Origin of the sequence: Micromonospora sp. NPDC050397, from assembly GCF_044901685.1 — a bacterium.
In the GTDB taxonomy this organism is placed as follows: domain Bacteria; phylum Actinomycetota; class Actinomycetes; order Mycobacteriales; family Micromonosporaceae; genus Micromonospora_G.
On record NZ_JBJDPS010000002.1, the window covers coordinates 930,918 to 952,045 of the forward strand.

A 21,128-nucleotide genomic window follows, 5' to 3' on the forward strand; every position below is an offset into this window, starting at 1 on the left:
CGTACGAGAGAAGGTAGTTGAAGTGGGTCAGTTCGACGGGCTGGTGGCGGTGGTCACCGGCGGTGGGTCGGGTATCGGCAAGGCGTGTGTCGAGGCGTTCGTGGCCGGCGGCGGCCGGGTCGGCGTGCTCGACCTGAACCCGGGCGAGCAGGGTGGGGCGACCCTCGGCGCGGTCGCCGACGTGGCCGATCCGGAGTCGCTGGACCGGGCCACGGCGGCGGTCGCCGAGGCGTTCGGCGGCATCGACATCCTGGTCAACAATGCCGGGATCAGCGCGGTCGGCACGGTCGAGGCGAACGACGACGCGGAGTGGCAGCGGGTGCTCGACGTCAACGTCGTCGGCATCGTACGGACCACCCGGGCCGCCCTGCCCTACCTGCGGCGCAGCTCGCACGGGGCGATCGTGAACACCTCCTCGATCGCCGCCACCGCCGGACTGGTCCAGCGGGCGCTCTACTCCGCGTCCAAGGGCGCGGTGCACGCGCTCACCCTGGCGATGGCGGCCGACCTGGTGAGCGAGGGGATCCGGGTCAACTGCGTCGCGCCCGGCACCGTGGACACCCCGTGGATCGGTCGGCTGCTGGCCAAGGCGGACGATCCGGTGGGGGAGAAGGAGCGGCTCGCCGCCCGTCAGCCCACCGGCCGGCTGGTCCGCGCCGACGAGGTGGCCGGCGCGGTCGCGTACCTGGCCAGTCCGCTCTCCGGCGCCACCACCGGCACCTCACTCGCCGTCGACGGCGGCATGTCCGGCCTCCGCCTCCCCCGCCCCCGGTAGAAGGAAGGGCCCCTTGTTATCGCTTTTTGTATAGGAAGGGGCCCTTCCTAACGCCCGGGGCGTGGCAGAGCCGGCGGGGTCAGGTGGCCGCGACGACGTACGGGAAACGGTCGCTGCGGGTGTCGGCGAACTGCTCGGCGGCGAGTCCCGAGGTGGTGGCCCGGTTCAGGGCCAGCGAGAACATCGTCTCGGGTGCGTTGTCGGCCAGGGTACGGCCGTTGAAGCCGAGGAAGCCGAAGCTTGCCATGGTGCCGAGCCGGTACGGCAGCACGTCCGGCAGGAGCCGTTCGGCCACCGCCCGGCCGTAGGCGGCGGGATCCTCGGCGGTGCCGTTCGCCGCCACCACCCCGGCGATGAGCTGGGCGATCTGCTCCGCGTCGATGATGACGTCGGTGTCCGGGCGGCCGGCGTTCGCGTCGCTGGCCCAGTCGCTGTCGACCGGGCGGAAGATCGGCCAGACCATCGGGTGGCCCTCCCGGTTGATCTGCTGCCAGCCGCCGGAGTCCGTGGCGAGCTTGGTGGTGGACCAGACGCAGATGTCCCGGTCCCGGCCGAGCCGGGCGTCGCCGTCGGGGATCTCGATCACCATCGAGTGGATGGTGCTGTTGGCGAAGCTGTTCTTCGCCTTATTCGCCTGCCAGCCGGAGAGGTCGAGCTTGGCGCCGTTCTTGACAGCGGCGTCGATGGCGTCGAGCTGCTTGAGGTCGATGTAGAACGGGTCGGCCGCCTTGCCGGCCCAGAGCCGGATCCGGTCCGCACCCGAGATCGTGCTCCCGGTCTGTCCCTCGGCGAGCAGGTCGCCGGTGGCCGAGTCGTCGGCGGCGTCCGGGCCGGTGAGCGCGTGCAGGGTGACCGTCTGCTCGCCGTTCGGGTCCATGTCGGCGAAGGTGAGGCGGTAGGTCAGGTTCTCCACCGGTGACCCGTCCAGATGGATCTTGATCTCGTACCGACCCTCGGGGTGGAAGCCGGGTCGGCCGTCGTCACCGTAGGCGGAGCTGTTCACGTTCATGACAAAGACGGTCCCGCTCTCGCCCCGGAAGACAAACTGGTCGGTCAGGTCCAGCCGGCTGTCCTGCCGGGCCAGTGGGGAGTCGAGATGGTGCGACACGGGGCCCTCCTGACGTGAAGACGTTTGCGCCCTATGTCTACTACCGGATTCACCGCTTTTTAGGCGTTTCCGCCATATTGTCGCCGAGGTCGAGGCGATCGATCAGTCCGGCCAGTTCCCGCCGCGACCGCCCACCGAGCTTGCGGAGCGCGTTTGCCACGTGGCTCTCCACCGTACGGCGGGACAGGCACAGCCGTACGGCGATCTCCTGGTTCGTCCGACCCCGCGCCGCGAGCGTCGCCACCTCCCGTTCCCGGGGCGACAGCGCGTCGCCGTACGACTGCCGCCCGCCCCGCCACGGGTACGGGATGGCAAGCCGTCGCGTACGCATGGTCTGGCAGACCCGGGCGACGTCGGCGGCGGCACCGAGCGTGCCGTAGACCGCCAACGCGTCCCGCAGCGCCTGCGCGCCCCGGTCCCGCTCGGCCGCGTCCGGGGCGGCGCACCGCCAGTCACCCCGGATCTCGTCCAGCCGCGCCACCTCGACCACCAGACCGAGCCGGGCCAGCTCGGCCCGGACCGGATCGACCAGCGCGGCGGCCGCGACCGGGTCGCCGCCCCGGACCGGATCGACCAGCGTTGCGGCCGCGACCGGGTCGCCGCCTCGGACCGGATCGACCGGCGTGGCCGCCGCGACCGGGTCACCGGTCCGGAGCAGCGCCCCCCGGCACTGGGCCAACCTAGCCCGCGCCGTCGGCACCTCGGTCCCGGCCAGTCCGTCGGCCAGTTCCTCGGTGAGCCGGGCCGCCTCGGCCGGGCGGTCCAGCCCGATCGACGCCTCCACCGCGACCTGGACCGTCTCCGCGCCCCAGGACCAGATGCCCTTGTCCCGTACGAGTTCCAGCCCGCGCCGCGCCTCGGCGAGTGCCCCGGCCGGGTCCCCGGCCCCGAGCAGCAGCCGGGCCAGCGCCGCCCGCCCGGCGATCAGCGGCCAGACCGCGCCCGCCCCACGGGCCAGGTCGACCACCTCGCGCAGCCAGCCCTCCGCCTCGTCGGTCCGGCCGTACGCGACCAGCAGCGTGCCCAGGTTCAGCCGGACGTCGAGGTCGGCGGCCGGGAACTCGGAGCCTCGCCGCAGCAGCCGGCGCAGCCGGTCCTCCAGCCCGTCCCACCGTCCGGCGGCCCGGTCCACCAGCACGCCGACCAGTTCCACCACGGCCGCGAGTCGGGGATGGTCGGACTGGTCGACCACCCGTTGACCCCGGGCCAGCAGGACCGTGGCCCGGTCCAGGTGTCCGGCCTGGAGCGCGGCCTGGGCCAGGTTGACGCAGGCACGGGCCTGCTCGCGGGGACTGGCGATCAACGTCGGGTCCGCCAGCAACTCGTCGACCAGCAGCCAGGCCCCGGGCGCGCCCCGCTCCAACTCCAACGACGTGTACGCGCTGCGCACGGCGAGCACGGCCTGCGGATCGCCACTCGCCCGAGCCGCCACCCCGGCCTGCTCGGCGCGGGCGAGATGTTCGTCCAGCCGCCGGCCGACGGCGGTGTTCGGGGCGGCGAGGATGGCCAGCGCGCGCGCCCGCAGGCCGGGGTCGGCCAGGTCGTCCAGTGAGCGTTCGATCTCGGTGTAGCCCCGTTCGGCCCGGCCCTGCTGCCGCAACAGCCGCCCCAGGGTCAGCCGCAGTTCGCCCCGGGCCCGCGCCGGCAGCCGGTCGTCCACCAGCAGCCGGGTGAGCACCGGCACCGCCTCGGCGTGCGCGAGGCCCTCGATCGCGGCCCGCCCGAGCTTGACCGCCAGCCGGACCCGCAGTGACCGGGGCAGTTCCGGCACCACCACCGCCTCCAGCAGGTAACCGGCGGCGGTGGCGTCGTCGCCCTGGCCGAGGGCGAGGTCGGCCGCGGCCTCCGCGTGCCGGACGAACTCGGCCGGCAGGTCGGCGTACCGGTAGTGGTGGGCCAACTGGGCCACCGGTCGGGGATTCCGATCCCGGTCCGCCTCCAGCGCCTGGGCCGCCCGTAGGTGCAGCCACCGGCGGTTCGGCGAGGGCAGGGCCTCGTACACCACCTGTCGGGCCAGGGCGTGCCGGAACCGGCAGCGCCCCTCCTGCTCGTGCAGCAGACCCACGGCGAGCGCTCCGGCCAGCGCCCGGGCGATCTCGCCCGGGTCGGCGTCGACCATCGTGGCGAGGATCCGTTCGTCCGGCACCGGGCCGAGCACCGCCGCCGCGCCGAGCACCTCCCGGTCCCGTTCGTCCAGCCCGGCGAGGCGTTGGGTGAGCACGTCCCGCAGCGCGTTCGGCACCGCGAGCCCGGCCAGCGCGTGCACGGTCAGGCCGGCGACGTACTCCGGCCACCCGTCCGTCGGGTCCGTCGGCGTCGCGTCCTCCGAGTCGCCCCGGACCGGCCCCGAGGGAGGCGTCCGTGTCGGTCCGCCCCGGACGGGTTCCGACGGGGTCGGGCCGCCGCGGACGAGTTCCGACGTGGGCGTCCGTGTCGGTCGGCTCCGGAGCGGTTCCGACGGCGTCGCGCTCTCCGAGGCGCCCCGGGCCGGTTCCCGTGGCGGCGTGCGGTCCGGTCCGTCCCGGACCGGCTCACGCGGCGCCGGGAGACGTTTGGCCAGGTCGCGAAGGACTTCCTCGATGACGAACGGGATGCCGGCGGTCCGTTCGAACAGTTCGGCGACAAATGCTTCCGGCAGGGTCCGGGTGCCGAGCAGGGTCGCGGCGAGGCGTCCGGTCTCGGGCCGCGCCAGCGGGGACACGTTCACCCGTACGGGGGGACGGGCGCGGCTGCGCGCCAGGCTCTCGGCCAGCGGGGCGCCGAGTGGCGCTCCCGGGCGCCGGCTGAGGATGATGGCGAGCCCGGCCGGCGGGTGCGCGCCGAGGAACGCCAGGAACTCCCACGTCCCCTGGTCGCTCCAGTGCAGATCCTCGAGCACCAGCGTCACCGGGCCGAGGGTGTCCAGGAAGGCGGCGGCGGCCCGGAACAGGCGGTGCCGTTCGGCCCGCTGGTCCGACAGCGGTTCCAGGGCCGGCGGCAGCCGGTCGGCGATCTCGGGCAGCACCGGCACCAGGGCGCCGAGCAGTGGGCTCAGTCGCCGTACCGGCGGCAGGTCGACCGCCGCGTCCCGGAGCGCGTCCAGCACCGGACCGAGCGGAAACGGCTCGCGGAGCGCGTCACACTGGCCGAGCAGCCACCGACCGCCGAAGTCGCGCAGCGCCTCCTCGATCAACCGGCTCTTGCCGACCCCGGCCTCCCCCTCGACCAGCACGATCGACGGTGGGTCGGCGATGGCCGTACGCAGGGCGGCCAGCTCGCCCGAGCGGCCGACCAGAATCCGTGACACCGGGTCCGGTCGCCGGGCGCGCGCGGCCGAATCGGCGACAGCGGATAGGTGCGGCACCGGGGTACGCCCTCAAATTTCCGTAGCGGGTACGGATCACTCTACCCATCACCGCATGATCCATTTCCATCTACCTGCTGCGGGCATCTGTTCAACAGATGTTCGCGTCGGAGATCCCGGCGACCGAGGCCCCGGTCCGGTCCGCCGTTGTCGACGCGCCGGTCCAGCCACCGGCCGAGCCACCGGTGCCGTCACCGGTCGAGCCTGAGGGAGCGTTACCGTGCGGTCTGCCAGTAGGACAAGACCTTCCCCCCACCCGCTCGGTGCCGGGCTGCTCTGCGCCCTGGTCCTGCTCGTGTCGGCGCTGTTCGGGGCCACCGGCTCGGTGCCCGGCGGCACTCCCGGCGCCAATCCCGGCGCTGACCGGGCGAAAATCGACGTCGGGCTCAGCCGGAGCCTCGCCACCGGCGGGACCGCCGACTTCCTGGTGACCTTCGGTGACCGGACCGCCCGCGACCGGTCCGAACTGGACACCGCCGCCGCTACCGCCGACTGGGCCGAGCGCGGGGCGGCGGTGCTCGCGACCCTGCGTCGGCAGGCCGACCGGAGCCAGCGGGCGGTACGCGCCCAACTCTCCGACGCCGGCACCCGTTACCGGGCCTTCCACGTGGCCAACGCGGTGTACGTCTTCGGCGGTGACCGGGATCTGGCCGACCGGTTGTCCCGCCGCAGCGAGGTGCACGGGCTGTACCCGGCCCGTACGCACGCCCTGCCGGAGCCCCGGCCGGGCGATCCGACGGTAACCGCGCGTGCCGCCGCCGACGAGGTGGAGTGGGGCGTGGCCGACATCGGCGCCGACCGGGTCTGGCGCGAGTACGGCGACCGGGGCGAGGGGATCGTGGTCGCCAACATCGACTCCGGTGTGCAGTACGACCACCCGGCGCTGGTCGGGACGTACCGGGGCAACCACGGCGACGGCGCCTTCGACCACGACTACAACTGGTACGACCCGGCCGCCATCTGCCAGGCCGGACGGGTCGAGCCGTGCGACAACTCGGGCCACGGCACCCACACCATGGGCACGATGGTCGGCGACGGCGGAGCCGGAAACCGGATCGGGGTGGCCCCCGGCGCCCGCTGGATCGCCGCCAAGGGGTGCGAGGCGAGCAGTTGTTCGGACTTCGCGCTGCTCGCCTCGGCCGAGTGGATGCTCGCGCCGACCGACAGCGCCGGCGCCAACCCGCTGCCGTCGATGCGGCCGAACATCGTGAACAACTCCTGGGGCGAGGACAACGGGGCGGAGGAGAATCCCTGGTTCGACCAGGTGCTCGGGGCGTGGTTGGCGTCCGGCATCTTCCCGATGTTTTCCAACGGCAACGCGGGCCCCGGATGCGACACCGCCGGCACCCCCGGCGACAGCCTCTTGACGTACAGCACCGGGATGTACGACGTGAACGGCGTGATCGACCCCTGGTCCAGCCGGGGTCCGGGCGCCGACGGCGACCCGAAGCCGAACATCTCGGCCCCCGGCACGGATGTCCGTTCCGCCGTACCAGGGTCCGGCTACGGCGCCAAGACCGGCACCTCGATGGCCTCCCCGCACGTGGCCGGCGCGATCGCGCTGCTCTGGTCGGCGGCGCCGACCCTGGTCGGTGACATCCCGGCGACCCGCGCGCTGCTGGACCGGACCGCGGTCGACGTCGACGACACGAGCTGCGGCGGCACCCCCGCCGACAACAACGTGTACGGCGAGGGACGGCTCGACGTCTACGCGGCCGTCACCGCCGCGCCCCGGGCCGCCGCCGGCCGGATCCGGGGTACGGTCACCGACGCCACCTCCGGCGCCCCGCTCTCCGGTGCCGTCCTCACCCTCGCCGGAGTGGCCAACCGGACGCTGGGCACCGACGCGAAGGGCGGCTTCGACGCGCTCGTCCCGGTCGGTGACTACACCGTCGGGGCGACCGCGTTCGGGTACGACTCGCAGACCGCCTCCGTCACCGTGACCGCCACCGGTGCGGCGACGCACGACTTCAAGCTCACCGCGCTCGACACCGTCACGGTCAGCGGCCGGGTGACCGAGGGATCGGACCACCGCTGGCCGCTCTACGCCACCGTCTCGGTGGCCGGCGTCCCGAACGGCACCGTCCACACCAAGCCGTCCGACGGCAGCTACCGGTTCACCGTGCCGGCCGGTCGGCGGTACCAGGTCATGGTGAACGCCCTCTACCCCGGTCTCCAGCCGGTCAGCGCGGCGGTCGAGGTCGCCGGCCGCAACCTGGTCCGGGACTTCACCCTGCCGGTCGACCGGTACGCCTGCGTCGCGCCCGGCTACCGCGAGCAGGAGCCGGACCAGCGGTACGCGCAGAGCTTCGACGGTGAGGTGGCGCCACCGGACTGGACGGTCACCGACGCCGCCGGGACCGGTCAGGTCTGGCGCTACGACTCGACCGAGTCGAACCGTACCGGCGGTGGCGGAGGCTTCGCCTCGGTCGAGAGCAGCTCGTACGGCATGGAGAGCCGGCAGGACACCACACTGGTCTCCCCGGTGCTGGACCTGACCGGCACCGGCACCCCGGCGGTCTGGTTCGACACCCACTACGAGACCGGGCAGCAGTCCAGCGCCTCGGTGGACGTCTCCGTCGACGGTGGCGGCACCTGGGCCACCGCCTGGCGGCGTACCACCGAGGCGCTGCGCGGTCCGGCGGAGGTGCGGGTGCCGATCCCGCAGGCGGCGAACCAGTCCCGGGTGCGAATCCGCTTCCACTACGACGCGGTGTTCGACCTGCGCTGGCAGGTGGACGACGTACGGGTGGGAGACCGGCGGTGTGTCGCTGTCCCCGGCGGCCTGCTCTCCGGCGCGGTCACCGACCGCAACACCGGGGCGGCGTTGACCGGTGCGACCGTCCGCCCGGTGGGACACCCGGAGTTGACCACCACGACCGTCGCCACCGGCGCGGACCCCGGCCTTGACGACGGCTTCTACTGGCTCTTCGCACCCCTGGAGGGCGTGACCCAGGTACGTACCACGCTGGACCGCTACCACCCGCAGACCAAACCCGTGACGGTGGCGGCGGACGCGGTGACCAAACTGAACTTCAGCCTCGGCGCCGGCCAGGTCGGTGTGGCCGAGTCGACCCTGGACGCCTCGGTCACGCTCGGCGGGTCCGGACGCGCCACGCTGACCGTCCGCAACGACGGTTCCGCCCCGGCCGAGCTGGACCTGGTCGAGGAGGCGACCGGCGGCTCGGCGGTCACCGGTGCCGGTGCCGCCCGGCAGCGGATTCCGGGCGACTACCCGCTCGGTCCGGTCCGCCCCGCCACGGCGAAGCCGTCCACCAGCGCCACCACGGCGAAGCCGTCCACCAGCGCCGCCGCACCGGCTTCGGTGACCGTCACCGGTGGGGCGGCGCCCTGGGCGACCATCCCGGACTATCCGATCGCGGTCATGGACAACGCCGTCGCCACCCGTGACGGTCGGGTCTACTCGGTCGGCGGCAGCGGCGCCGCCGGCCCGGTCACCGACGTCTTCGCGTACGACACCGGCGGCACCGGGTGGCAGACGCTGGCTCCCCTGCCCCGGGCCCGGCAGAAGCCGGCGGTGGGCTGGCTCGGCGACCGGCTGTACGTGGTAGGCGGGTGGGGCACCAGCGGCGATCCCCGCTTCGACGTCGACGTCTACGACCCGCACACCAACACCTGGTCGACCGGTCCGGCCGCGCCCGAGGCCCGCGCCGGTGCCGCCACCGCCGTGCTCGACGGCCGGCTCTACCTGGTCGGCGGCTGCGTCTCCGGGTTCTGCGGCAGCAACACCGTGCTCCGGTTCGACCCGGCCGCGCGGACCTGGTCCAGGTTGGCGAACTATCCGAAGAACACCGCCTGGGCGGCCTGCGGCGGCATCGCCGGTCAGCTCTACTGCGCCGGTGGTGCCACCGAGACGGTCACCAGCGCGTCGACCTACCGCTACGACCCGTCGGCCGACACCTGGACCGCCGTGGCCCGGCTCCCGATCGACCTCTGGGGCATGGCGTACGCGGTGTCGGACGGTCGGCTGCTGGTCTCCGGCGGGGTCACCAACCGGAGCGAGGAGCTGACCAACGAGGGCTTCGCCTACGACCCGGAGACCGACACCTGGTCCACGTTGCCCAACTCCACCTACGCCCTCTACCGGGGCGGCAGCGGCTGTGGGCTCTACAAGATCGGTGGCGCCGCCACGGCCGGGCTCGGCACCCGGCTAGCCGAGACGCTGCCCGGTTACGCCAACTGCGGCGGCGGTGACGCGGTGCCGTGGCTGCGTACCGAGCCGGGGCGGATCACCGTACCGGCGGGTGGGACGGTCGAGGTCGAGGTGACCTTCGACGCGGCCCGGCTGGACCAACCCGGCTCGTACGCGGCCCGGCTGGTGCTGCGCGCGGGCACCCCGTACGACACGGTCACGGTGCCGGTACGGCTGACCGTGGCGCCGCCGGCCGGGTGGGGCCGGCTCACCGGCACCGTGACCGGGTCCGACTGCTCCGGCACCCGTACCCCGGTGCCCGGCGCGACCGTCCGGGTGACCAGCGGTACGGCCGCGTACCACCTGCGCACCGACGCGGCCGGCGGCTACGGGATCTGGCTCGACCCGGCCGCCGGCCCACCGGAACTGCTGGTGGTGGCGGACGGTTCGTTCCCCCACCAGGACACCGTCACACTCGCGCCCGGCGCAACCGTGGTGCACGACGTCACGCTCGATCCCACCGGCTGCGTCACCGCAGGGAGGACCTCATGACCCCGCTGCCCGAGATGACCCCGCTACCCGAGATGACCGCGCTACCCGAGATGACCGCGCTACCCGAGATGACCGCGCTACCCGACGCGACGCCGCTGCCTGGGATGACCCCGGTGCCCGACCCGGTCCTGCTGGCCGACCCGGTTCCGCTGGCCGAGCCCGGCTTCCGGCGGCGTCCCGACGCCGGCCGGCGGATCGGCGTCGTCAGCCTGCTCGCCGCCCTGTTCGCCGCCCTCCTGCCGGCGCCGGCCGCGGTCGCCGCGGACACCGTGCTGGTCAGCGGCTCACTGCGGGACGCCTCCGGTCAGGGCTGGCCGATCTGGGCCACGGTCAACGTCGACGGCCGTCCGGCGGCGACCGCTACCAGTGCCCCCTGGACCGGGGCCTACCAGCTCCGACTCCCGGTCGAGAAGGCGTACACGTTGCGGGTGGCCTCCCGGTACCCGGGGTATCCCGAGCTGACCCGGCGGATCGAGGTTGGCACCTCGGACACGGTGGTCGACCTGGCGTTGCCGGTCGACCCGGACGCCTGCGTCGCCCCGGGTTACCGGCACCGGGCGGACGGTCTGGTCGAACTCTTCGACTCCGGCTCGCCGCCGGTCGGCTGGACGGTGCTGGACAACCTCGGCAACGAGCAGGTGTGGAGCTTCACCGACCCGGGTGGCCGGGGCAACCTGACCGGTGCCACCGGCGGCTTCGCGATCGCCGAGAGCGACCTGTACGGCGGCCCGGCCCGGCAGGACACCACCCTCGTCTCACCGGTGGTCGACCTGACCGGGGTGACCGCGCCGACGATCGGCTTCGCCAGCGACTTCAACACCCCGGACTACCCCGAGGACGCCGGGATAGCCGAGGTCGACCTCTCCGTCGACGGCGGCGACACCTGGTCCAACGTCTGGCACGCCGACGACGCCGTACGCGGACCGGGGCAGGTGACCATCGCGGTCCCGCAGGCCGCCGGCCAACCTGACGCGCGGATCCGGTTCCACTACTTCGAGGGGGAGTTGACCGCGGGCGACTGGTGGCAGGTCGACCGGGTCTGGCTCGGCGCACACCAGTGCGTCTCCACCCCCGGCGGTCTGGTGGCCGGTTACGTACGCGACGCGAACACCGGCGCGCCGCTGGTCGGTGCCACGGTCGGCACCACCGCCCAGAGCGGCGGTGGTGCGGTCCAGACCATCGCCACCGGCGACGATCCCCGGCTGGACGACGGGTTCTACTGGATGTTCAACCCGGCAGCCGGTGGAAGCGAGCTGACCGCGACGATGCGCCGCTACCAGCCGCTGCGTAAGCGTCCGACGACAGGAGCCGGGCAGACCGCCCGGGTCAACTTCGACCTGCCCACCGGAGCGGTCGCGGTCGCGGCGCAGACCGTCGCCGGCACGGTCCCGCTCGGCGGCCGGACCAGCCTGCCGCTGGAGGTGACCAACACCGGCACCGCGCCGCTGGAGCTGACCGTCGCCGAGCGCCCGGGGACCGACCCGGCACCGCCGGGCGCGGACGCGCGGCCCACCGGCCTGAGCGCGACCTCGACCTCGCCGATCGTGTCGTCGCCGGCCGGTGCGCCCGTACGCCGGATCAGCGGGCACTTCTCCCCGGACGCCGACGGTCTCACCCCGCCCGCCGGCCAGCGGGCGGAACCGACCGAGCCTGGCTCGACCGGCGACGCCAAGCGCGGTGCCGCCGATGCCGCGACGGCCGGTTCCGTGACGGCGGGTTCCGTGACGGCGGGTTCCGTGACGGCGGGTTCCGTGACGGCCGGTGCGACGACGGCGGGTTCCGTGCCGGCCGGTTCCGCGACGGCGTGGCGGAGCATCGCCGACTACCCGATCGACCTGGCCGACAACGTGGCGGCCGAGCACGGGGGCAGGATCTACTCCGTCGGCGGGAACACCGACACCGGCCGGGTCCGCAACGCGTACGTCTATGACCCCGCGACCGACAGGTGGACGCCGTTCGCTCCGTTGCCGGTTGCCCGGCAACGGCCGGTGGCGGGCTGGCTCGGTGACCGGCTGTACGTCACCGGCGGGTGGACCGGGACCGACACCCCGGCCCAGATCGAGCCGAGCCTGCACGTCTACGACCCGTCCACCGACACCTGGTCGACCGGGGCGCCGGTGCCGCAGGCGACGGCAGCCGCCGGGGTGGCCGTGCTGGACCAGCGCCTCTACGTTGTCGGCGGGTGCCGTCCGGGCGGCTTTAGCTGCGGATACTCCTCCGGGGTCTACCGGTACGACCCGACCGTCGACAGTTGGCAGACCCTCGCCGGTTATCCGGAGCCGGTGGCCTGGCTCTCCTGCGGCGCGATCGAGGCGGCGGTCTACTGCGCCGGTGGGCTGGCCGAGCGGAGCAGCCGGTCGACGTACCGGTACGACCCGGCCGCGGACACCTGGACCCGGGTCGCGGACCTGCCGATCGACCTCTGGGCGGCGGGTCACAGCGTGGCCGACGGTCGACTGGCCCTCTCCGGCGGTGTCACCGACGACGGCAGCACCATCACCAACCAGGGCTTTGCCTACGACCCGGTGACCGATGCCTGGTCGGCGTTGCCGAACGCGGTCAACGCGCTCTACCGGGGAGCGAGCGCGTGCGGCTTCTACCGGATCGCCGGCAGTTTTGCCCGGTACGGTCGGGCGCCCTTCGCCGAGGTGCTCCCCGGCCGAACCGACTGCGGCAGTGACCGGGACAGTTCCTGGCTGACCGTCACCCCGGCCCGTACCGTGCTGGCGCCCGGCCAGACCGTACGGCTCACCGTGACGTTGGACGCGGGCGGACTGGACCAGCCGGGAACGTACGCGGCCGGGGTGCTGCTGCGGGGGAACACGCCGTACCCGACCACGGTGGTGCCGGTGGCGTTGACCGTGGACCCGCCCGAGGGTTGGGCAGCGGTCGGCGGCACGGTGACCGGGGTGGACTGTGCCGGGGTGGATCGGCCGCTGGCCGGGGTGCCGGTGTGGTTCGACGCGGGCGGCCGGCGGTACGCGTCGACCACCGATCCGCAGGGGCGGTTCGGCCGGTGGCTGGACGCCGGTACGGGCAGCGTGGGTCTGGTGGTCGGTGGAGCGGGCTGGTCCCCGGTCAGTCGTACCGTTCCGGTCTCCGCCGGGGCGACGACCCGGGCCGACGTCCGGCTCGAAGCCACCGGCTGCTCCTGACCGCCGGCTGTTCCTGACCGCCGGCTGCTCCTGACCACCGGCTGTTCCTGACCACCGGCTGTTCCTGAGCACCGTCGCGGGTGGCCAGCCGGCGTGGGGCGGGGCTGCGACGCCCCACCCCACGCCGCCTTCCGCCTCAGCCGCGCGCGGTGAAGGTCAGCTCGGTGTACTCCGCGACCTGGGTGAAGCCGAGCCGGCGGTAGAGCCCGATCGCCGCCGCGTTGTCCGCCTTCACGTTCAGCGCGATCCGGTCGACCGTGGTGAGCAGCCGCCGGCAGAGTTCGGTGACCGCCGTGGAGGCGAGTCCACCGCCGCGCGCGTCGGGACGGGTCGCCACGTTGCCGAGTGCGGCCACCCGGTAGCTCGGCGACCAGACGTGCACCCCGGCCACCGCCAGCAGTTCGCCACCGCGCCGAACGCCGACGTACGGGCCGTTGGCGACCATGCTCGGCGCGAACGAGTGCGTCGGGTACGCCAGTTCGTAAAAGGCGTTCAGTTCGGCCAGGTCACCGGTGGTCAGCTCCACCACCCGCACCGGCTCGGCGGTCTCCCGCACCGGCTCGGCGGATCTCCGGACCGGCTCGGCGGTCTCACGGACCGGCCGGTCCTCGGTCGGCAGCAACCGGGCCGGGTCGGTCAGCGCCATTTTCAGGTGCGGGCCGTTCGACTCGGCCCGGAAGCCCGGGTCGAGGGCCTCGGAGACGCCGGGGGAGAGGTGGGCGTAGAACCGGCGGGGCAGCAGCGGAACCAGGTCCGAGACCAGTTCGACCAGGGCCGGGCAGCGGTCCGGCGAATCCAGGGCGAGCAGGATGGGCAGGCCCGCACCGTGGTAGAGCAGGGCGAGCGCCTCGCCTCGTCGGTACCAGGTGGTGTACGGCCAGAAACGGTCGTCGAGGTCGCCCAGCTCGTACGCCCGCAGGTCCGGCGTACGGCGCAACAGCTCGGCCAGCTCGGCCCGGTCGTGCACACTCTCCAGCAGCATCGGGAGATCATCACACGTGCTCCGGGGCGTGCTCAGCGCAGCAGCACCGGTCCGGCGTCGATCCGGGTCCGGAACAGCAGGTAGGGCCGTTGCCGCCGGTCCACCCCGCCCTGGTAGTCCGGCTGCCGGTGGAGCTGGTTGGCGGTGACGTACAGGTATCCGTCGGTCGCCACGGACATGGTGTCCGGCCAGAGCAGCCGGGGATCGCGGGCCACCGTCTCGAGGTGCCCGTCGGGGTGGCGGCGCAGGATCGCGTTCTGCTCGTACGCGGTCAGGTAGATCCGGCCCGCGTCGTCGCTCTCCAGGCCGTCGGAGGCACTGCCCTTGTCGCCCTCGTCGACCACGGTGGCGGCCACCTCGGCGTCGTCGAGTCCCCGGTCCACCAGGGCGTCGACCGAGACGCTGTAGAGGTGTCGGGACATCAGCGGGCAGTAGTAGAGTCGGCTGCCGTCGGCCGAGATGGCGATGCCGTCCGAGCCCATGTCCAGCGGGGTCGGCGGGCCGTCTTTCGGCCGTTTCAGCACCTCCCGACCCTCCACCAGCGGGTGGAAGTCCGACAGCGGCGTGGCCTTGGTGGACGGGTGGTCGGAGAGGCGCCGCCATGCCTCGCCGCTGGCCAGGTCGACCACGATGATGCCGTTGCGTCCGCTGGCGCTGGCCGAGTCGGTGACAAACGCGGTGCCGGCGGCGCCGCGCCGCAGGTCGAACCGGACGTCGTTGATGTAGCTGCTGGAGAGCGCCACCTCGGGCGGGAAGACGATCCGCTGGCCGACGGTGTCCGTGTCCAGGTCGACCCGGACCAGTTTTGGTCCACCGGGCCGGGTGGGCCGGAACATCGGACTGCCGGTGTCGACCACCCAGAGCCGGTCGGCCGGGTCGACCACCGCGCACTGCGCCGAGACGAACGCCTCCGGATCGTCGTCCCCGGCCGGGCTGTTCCACGCCTGGTCCGGATAGGGCACGGTCTCCCCGTCGCGGACCTCGGCGACGGTGGCGTCCATCTGGTCGCCCCACTTCGGGAAGGTGACGAAGATCCGTCCGGTGTGCGAGACGGTGACCCCGGTCGGCATCGGCCCGGTGAAGGTGGCCACCACCTCCAGCTCGCCGCAGGACTCGTCGCTGGCGTACCGCTCGATACTGGCGACCCGTGCCCCGCTGGCGCCCCGGCTGCTCATCGCCGTACCTCCGGATCCGGACGCGGCCCCGCCCGGACCACATCTTCCGGGCGGTACTTCCCGCATCGAACCGAACCAAACGCGCGTCTCGGCGCCGGCGCGACGCCGCGCGCCGTCGTGGTCCGGCTCCCGTGCACAAATGTAAGGAAGGGCCCCTTGTTAACGCATAGCGTTAACAAGGGGCCCTTCCTTACATCCGGGGGCCGCGGGCCGGCGGCGGGGCTGATGGGACCGCCGGCCCGCGGTCTCACCGGCGGGACGTCCGGGTCCGGACGTCCCGGGGTCGGTCAGAGCCCGGCGGCGTGCGCGGCGGCGGTGCCACCGACCACGGGCAGGACGATGTTGCTGCTCTTCAGCGCGACCGCGATGTTCGCCCGGCTCTGGTCGGCCTGGCTGGAGTACTGCGGGTAGCTGCCGACGATGATCACGCCGATCCGGTGGCCCGGCTGGAAGACGTAGTCCTCCGGCAGCAGCGGGAAGTCGAAGTTGTACGCCTGACCCGGCACCAGCGGCACCGCGGTACGGATCGACTGTCGGTTCTGGGCGTCCATGATGCCCTTGGTGACCAGCTCCTGGTCGGCGGTTGCCACCCGCTTCTCGGTCTTCTTGTAGCAACCGTCGTCGGTCGGGCTGCTCTGACCCCAGCAGTCGGAGGTCTCGAGGGTGATGATGCCCTCGCCCGAGGCGCGGTGGTTGACCCGCTCGGCGGTGCCGTAGTCGACCAGGATGGCGCCGAGGTTGGTGTCGGTCTGGTCGGCCGAGGCGCGCAGCTTCACGACCGGCGTACCGGAGATGTGCAGCGGCGCGGTGAGCGGGGCGGAGAGGAAGGCCAGCCGGTTCGGCTGCCCGGTGTCCGGGTTGAGGATCATCGTGTTCTGGCTCTGCGTCGGGCTGTCCTGGAACGCGCCGTTGACCGGCTTCGTCGTCGGGACCAGGCCGAGCCCGCCGGCTCCGGTGGTGCCGGGCTGGAGGAAGATCTCGGTGTCGGCCTTGCCCGGCACCGGCCAGTCGGCGTACGTCTCCCACACGTCGGCGGAGCGCTCCAGGTCGACCCGGGGCTCGTCCATGATGCCGTTCTGCACGCCGTGCAGCCAGAAGTCGAACCAGCGGTGCAGGGTGTTCACCCAGACGGTACGGCGGGAGTCGAACGGGTCGACGTGCCCCTCCTGCGACAGCCAGAGCTTGCGCGGCACGTTGTTCTCGGCCAACGCGTACCAGAACTTGCTGAAGTGGTCCGGCCGTACGTTGTCGTCGTTGAGGCCGTGGTAGAGCAGCACGCTCGCGGTGACGTTCGGGACCTTCTTGACGTAGCTGCGCTCGTTCCAGAAGGACGTGTAGTCGCCGCTCTCGTCGCCGTCGACGGCTGCCATCGCGTCCCGGGTCGGCTTGCAGTACTCCCGCCGCTCCGGGTTGGTGACGGTGTTGGCCAGCGACGCGACGTAGCTGTTACCCCGGGTGATCACGCCGTTGCTGCGGACGTAGTCGTAGTACTCGGTCGGTCCGCTGATCGGCACGATGGTGGTCAGGCCCTTGACCCCGGTCACGGCGGTCGACATGGCCAGCGAGCCGTCGTACGACTTGCCGATCATCCCGGTCTTGCCGTTGTGCCAGTCCGCCCTGACCACCTGGCCGGCGGCGTTGCGGGCGGTGGCCCGGCCGTTCAGCCAGTTGATCGCCTGCTTGGCGCTGAGGTTGTCCTCGTTCGCGTTCGTGGTCGGGCAACCGGTCGAGTTGTTGGTGCCGACCATGTCCAGCAGGATCACCGCGTAACCGCGCGGCACGAAGTAGTTGTCGTAGAACAGCGGCCACTTGTCCAGCAGGCCGTCGCCGTCCAGGTCCGCCTTGCACTCGGACTCGTTGCCCCGGCAGACGGTGGAGTAATAGGGGCTGGCGTCCATGACGACCGGCACCTTGAGTCCGTTTGCGGTGGCCTTCGGCCGCATCACGTCGAACGCGATGATGTCGCGCAGCCCGTCGTTGTCACTGTCGAAGGTGGAGTCGATGAAGAGCCGTTCGCGGATGGCGTCCGCGTAGCCGAAGACCGGCTGCGTGACGCCGTCCTGCACGACGATCGCGGGGGTGTCGACCGCGAGTGCCTGTGGTGCCGCCCCGACGACGGCGAGCGCGGCTATCGGGAGTACGGCGATGCCCGTACGCCACAGCCTGCTGATGCGACCCATGCAGTTCTCCTTTTAGGTCAGAAGCACCGGTAGGTTAGGCGCCGGTAGCCATGGATGGCCATCTTCAGGTGTAGGAATTTGTTCGCACACCGTTCGACCAGGCGCTACCGCCGTTCGCCTCGGCGACATCCGGGCAGCATTTCGACGAGTGACGAATGTCGCGGGTGATCTTTTCCGACAGATGTTCAGCGGGATGATCGGCCCGTTCGTGGCAGGGTGTTGCTCTGCCCGGACAGAGGGCGCGCATCTAGTCACGCAGGGAGTCGTCGTGGTCCGTCCCGACCTGCAGGCCGAGGAATTAGACCACGATGCTGGAAATGCCGCCATTCCCGGCCAACACGGCCGGGGCGTTCCGGTCCGGCGGGAGATTCCCGCGCAGCCCGCCGGACCGGGCGCCGGCTGGCGTCCACTGCGTATCGCGATGATCGGGCAGAAGGGGATGCCGGCGACCTACGGCGGCATCGAACGACACGTGGAGGAACTGGCGAGCCGGCTCGCCGACTACGGCCACGAGGTGACGGTCTACTGCCGGCAGAGCTACGGCGGCGTGCCCCTCGACCGCTACCGGGGCGTACACCTGCGCCAGGTCAGTACGGTCGCCAGCAAACACCTCGACGCCATCGTGCACGCGGCCACCTCCACCGTCGCGGCGATGGCCCAGCGGCCGGACATCGTGCACTACCACGGGTTGGGACCCGGGCTGGTCGCCCCGCTGCCGCGCTGGCTGTCCCGGGCCCGGGTGGTGCTGACCGTGCACGGGCTGGACAACCAGCGGGACAAGTGGGGCATGGGTGCGCGAGCGGTGCTGGGCAGCGCCCACTGGCTCAGTGGGTACGTCCCGCACCGGCGGGTCGCCGTCTCCCGTGGCCTCGCCGCCCACTACGACACCCGGTTCGGGCGTCCCACCAGCTACATCCCGAACGGGGTGAACCCGGCCCGGCCACTGCCGGCCCGGCAGATCGGCGCCCGGTTCGGGCTGACCCCCGGCGGCTACCTGCTGCTGGTCGGGCGGCTGGTCCCGGAGAAGGCGGCCGACCTGCTGATCCGCGCCTTCCGCCGGACCGACACCACGATGCGGCTGGCGATCGTCGGCGGCTCGTCGTTCACCGACGACTTCGTGGCCCGACTGCGCCGCGAGGCCGAGGGCGACGAGCGGATCGTCTTCACCGGCTTCGCCTACGGCGACCTGCTCGCCGAGTTGTACGCGAACGCCGCCGGGTTCGTCCAGCCGTCCCGCCTGGAGGGGCTGCCGCTGACCCTGCTGGAGGCGGCGGCGTACGGGCTGCCGGTGGTGGCGAGCGACATCGCGCCGCACGTCGAGGTGCTCGAGTCCGACGCGCCGGGTCGGCGGCTGTTCCGCGACGGCGACGAGGACGACCTGGTCCGGGCGCTGGCCGTGGTGCTCGCCGACCCGGCGGCCGAGCGGGTCGGTGCCGCGACCCTGGCCGACCGGGTGACCGGGATGTATAGCTGGGACACGGCCGCGCGGGAGTTGGAACGGCTCTACCTCGAACTGGCCCCGGCGCCCAGCCGACGTACGAGGGCACGGCTCGCCGCCGCCCGACCGAGCCATCCCGGACCCGGCTGACGGCGGCGGTCAACCCCGGCTGGGGTAGCGGCAGGCCGAGTTGGCCGCCGCGGTGCGCTGTTGCGGGGAGAGGGTCACCGGCTCGCCGCGGCCCGGCTCGTCTCGGCGTACCCGCCTGGCCTCGACCACCCCGGTCGGGCTGTCGCCGCCGAAGCACGCGGCGGCGACCACGACCACCCACTCCCCGGCCGTCGGAGCGGTCGCGGTGTCGAGTCGTACCTTCGCCCCGACGGCCGGGTGCGCGACGTCGGCCAGGCTCACCTGCCGCCAGCTTCCCGGCCCGTGGCTCGGTAACCCACTCGCGGTGGACCGGGTGAACCCGACGATGTGCAGGTCGGCGCCGTGGGCGTGCAGCATGACCGCGCCCGGCCCGGTGCTGTCGGCGCTGACCGAGAAGTCGACGGCGGTGGGTGCGGGTCGCCCGTTCGGGCAGTCCGAGACGGGCTCGTCGCGGGGCGGGTTGCCGTGGATGACGGCCGAGGAGACGACGCCACCGCCGGCCGCCTTGAACCAGCGGACGTCGGGCGTGCCACCGGTGTTGTCGTACACCTTCTCGCCGACGCAGAAGCCGGTGAACCCGACGGTGCAGTGCGGCGCGATGGTGGTCAGCAGGGTGTCGTCCCTGGTCGCGCCGGCACGTACGTGGGCGCCGCCGCCGTAGGTGACACCGGTGAAGAGCGCGTCGGTCGGCACGCCGGGGCAGCGCCCCGCCTCCGGACTCGTCGACGTGCCGGGGCGGCCGGTCAGCGGTGGCGGCCAGGTCGCGGCAGCGGCGGCGACCAGCGGAGCCAGGGCGCTCACCGCCACCACGGCGACCCGCCGGCGCCGCGATCGGGACCAACCCGGGACGGGTACGTCGGGCACCGGTCCACCGGCCGTCGACACCTCCGGCGCTGGTACGGCCGCGCCACTCACTTCGCGATCATCCCGCTCGCCGGCCGCTCGCAGCCGAGCCGTCGTGTCGCCGGCCGCTCGCAGCCGACCCATCGTTTCGTACCAGCGTCGCTGCCACTGCTCGAGATCCCCGTGGCAGGCGCCGACGTACGCGAGCAGCACTTCCAGGGTCGGCATCCGGACCCCGCCGGCCGCCTCGGAGAGCGTCGTCGCGCCGTAACCCGCCGACCTGGCCAACACCCGGTACGTCGGGTTGCCCGCCTCGGCGCGCAGCTTGCGCAGTTCGTACGCGAACGCCGACAGCGGGCCGGCGTCGGGATCGACCGGTCTCTCCTGACGAGCCACCTGTTCTCCCGCCCCCCAAAGGCATCTCCCGGCAGGTCCTCGTCCATCGTCACCGACCCGCCCGCTCCGGCCCACCGCCTGTCGGATTCTTGGCGAAAGGGTGGACTTTGATCGGAATTGATTGATCGGGTTCGCCGATCTTTCCGGACAACCGGGTCGGCGGGCGGAAATGGATCCGAGCGGCCACGTCGGACAGGTCGCCGCCGGAACGGATCCGTCGCCGACCGGCCGCTCACCCGACAAGAGCCACCGGCTCCGGAAGCGGAGCCGGTGCCACCGGAGGAGGAAGACGATGAGAGCACGAATGATCGCCTCGGCACTGGGCCTGACCTGCGCGGCCGGTTTGCTGGGCTGGGCCGGTGCGCCGGCCGGCGCCGCCGGGCAGGACCGAGACTGTGTGGTCGACCTCGACAGCGGCGCGGTCACCTGTGCGGCGACCGAGGCGCGGGCCCGGCGTACGGGCGACGTCTCCCCGGCCGCGATCACCATCGCCCGGGTCTACGACGGAGCCAACTACACCGGCGCCTCGCTCACCTTCGTCCAGTCTCGCGCGTGCACACCCTCGTACGACGCGGAGTGGCAGTGGGCCAACCTGGGGGTCACCAGCGGCGGCAACTGGAGCAACCGGATCACCTCGGTACGCACGTACAACCGGTGCGACGTGAAGTTCTACGACGGGACCAACTTCGGCGGCGCCGTGTCGGTCTGGATCGACGCCTCGGCGAACCTGGCCGCCGTCGGTAGCGGCTGGAGCAACCGGGCCAGCTCGGTCAAGTTCTCCTGACGACCGGTCGACCCGCCGGTGGGTGGGTGGGCCGCGAGCCCGCTCACCCACCCGTGTCGGCCCAGGGGAGGATGACCCGGTCGGCGCAACGGCC

The 21,128-nt window shown here is 72.8% G+C and carries 11 protein-coding genes; 5 read left to right on the top strand and 6 right to left on the bottom strand.

Annotated elements, in window-relative coordinates:
* The first annotated feature begins 22 nt into the window (after window positions 1–22).
* Window positions 23–775 carry an SDR family NAD(P)-dependent oxidoreductase gene (locus ACI2K4_RS10375; RefSeq protein WP_404510154.1) on the top strand — a complete coding sequence of 251 codons (753 nt, stop codon included), beginning with the start codon at window positions 23–25 and terminating at the stop codon, window positions 773–775.
* Window positions 776–854: 79 nt separating this feature from the next.
* Here ACI2K4_RS10375 and ACI2K4_RS10380 read toward each other — a convergent pair whose 3' ends face one another.
* Complete coding sequence (locus ACI2K4_RS10380) at window positions 855–1,883, bottom strand: DUF4331 family protein (RefSeq protein WP_404510155.1); 1,029 nt, start codon at window positions 1,881–1,883, stop codon at window positions 855–857.
* A gap of 49 nt (window positions 1,884–1,932) precedes the next feature.
* Complete coding sequence (locus tag ACI2K4_RS10385; protein WP_404510156.1) at window positions 1,933–5,169, bottom strand: AAA family ATPase; 3,237 nt, start codon at window positions 5,167–5,169, stop codon at window positions 1,933–1,935.
* A gap of 277 nt (window positions 5,170–5,446) precedes the next feature.
* On the opposite strand from ACI2K4_RS10385, the gene ACI2K4_RS10390 reads away from it, so the two are divergent.
* Entirely contained in the window at window positions 5,447–9,931 is a 4,485-nt protein-coding gene (locus ACI2K4_RS10390) for a S8 family serine peptidase (RefSeq protein ID WP_404510157.1), read from the top strand.
* Window positions 9,928–13,086, top strand: coding sequence for a kelch repeat-containing protein (locus ACI2K4_RS10395; protein ID WP_404510158.1), 3,159 nt, complete (start codon window positions 9,928–9,930; stop codon window positions 13,084–13,086). Before ACI2K4_RS10390 ends, ACI2K4_RS10395 begins: the two co-directional genes overlap by 4 nt.
* Window positions 13,087–13,222: 136 nt before the next feature.
* Here the strand turns inward: ACI2K4_RS10395 and ACI2K4_RS10400 are convergent, their stop codons facing one another.
* The 3 genes from ACI2K4_RS10400 to ACI2K4_RS10410 all read right to left on the bottom strand — a co-directional run bounded on the left by ACI2K4_RS10400 (window position 13,223) and on the right by ACI2K4_RS10410 (window position 17,423).
* Window positions 13,223–14,068 (bottom strand): GNAT family N-acetyltransferase, encoded by an 846-nt coding sequence (locus ACI2K4_RS10400; protein ID WP_404510159.1) that lies wholly within the window; start codon window positions 14,066–14,068, stop codon window positions 13,223–13,225.
* 32 nt (window positions 14,069–14,100) lie between these two features.
* On the bottom strand, window positions 14,101–15,243 hold the full coding sequence (locus tag ACI2K4_RS10405; RefSeq protein ID WP_404510160.1) for an L-dopachrome tautomerase-related protein: 1,143 nt from the start codon (window positions 15,241–15,243) through the stop codon (window positions 14,101–14,103).
* A 287-nt stretch (window positions 15,244–15,530) separates the two neighbouring features.
* Complete coding sequence (locus ACI2K4_RS10410; protein WP_404510161.1) at window positions 15,531–17,423, bottom strand: CocE/NonD family hydrolase; 1,893 nt, start codon at window positions 17,421–17,423, stop codon at window positions 15,531–15,533.
* 268 nt (window positions 17,424–17,691) lie between these two features.
* Here ACI2K4_RS10410 and ACI2K4_RS10415 point away from each other — a divergent pair, with 268 nt between their 5' ends.
* Complete coding sequence (locus ACI2K4_RS10415; protein ID WP_404510162.1) at window positions 17,692–19,011, top strand: glycosyltransferase family 4 protein; 1,320 nt, start codon at window positions 17,692–17,694, stop codon at window positions 19,009–19,011.
* A 9-nt stretch (window positions 19,012–19,020) separates the two neighbouring features.
* Here ACI2K4_RS10415 and ACI2K4_RS10420 read toward each other — a convergent pair whose 3' ends face one another.
* Entirely contained in the window at window positions 19,021–20,250 is a 1,230-nt protein-coding gene (locus ACI2K4_RS10420; protein ID WP_404510163.1) for a helix-turn-helix domain-containing protein, read from the bottom strand.
* Between the two features lie 292 nt (window positions 20,251–20,542).
* Here ACI2K4_RS10420 and ACI2K4_RS10425 point away from each other — a divergent pair, with 292 nt between their 5' ends.
* Window positions 20,543–21,034 carry a peptidase inhibitor family I36 protein gene (locus ACI2K4_RS10425; protein ID WP_404510164.1) on the top strand — a complete coding sequence of 164 codons (492 nt, stop codon included), beginning with the start codon at window positions 20,543–20,545 and terminating at the stop codon, window positions 21,032–21,034.
* Window positions 21,035–21,128 lie beyond the last annotated feature (94 nt).

Excerpts from the sequence above, each read along its gene's own strand:
- ACI2K4_RS10395 (WP_404510158.1), top strand. The coding sequence starts at position 9,928 with ATGACCCCGCTGCCCGAGATGACCCCGCTACCCGAGATGACCGCGCTA.
- ACI2K4_RS10400 (WP_404510159.1), bottom strand. The coding sequence starts at position 14,068 with ATGCTGCTGGAGAGTGTGCACGACCGGGCCGAGCTGGCCGAGCTGTTG.
- ACI2K4_RS10405 (WP_404510160.1), bottom strand. The coding sequence starts at position 15,243 with ATGAGCAGCCGGGGCGCCAGCGGGGCACGGGTCGCCAGTATCGAGCGG.
- ACI2K4_RS10410 (WP_404510161.1), bottom strand. The coding sequence starts at position 17,423 with ATGGGTCGCATCAGCAGGCTGTGGCGTACGGGCATCGCCGTACTCCCG.
- ACI2K4_RS10425 (WP_404510164.1), top strand. The coding sequence starts at position 20,543 with ATGAGAGCACGAATGATCGCCTCGGCACTGGGCCTGACCTGCGCGGCC.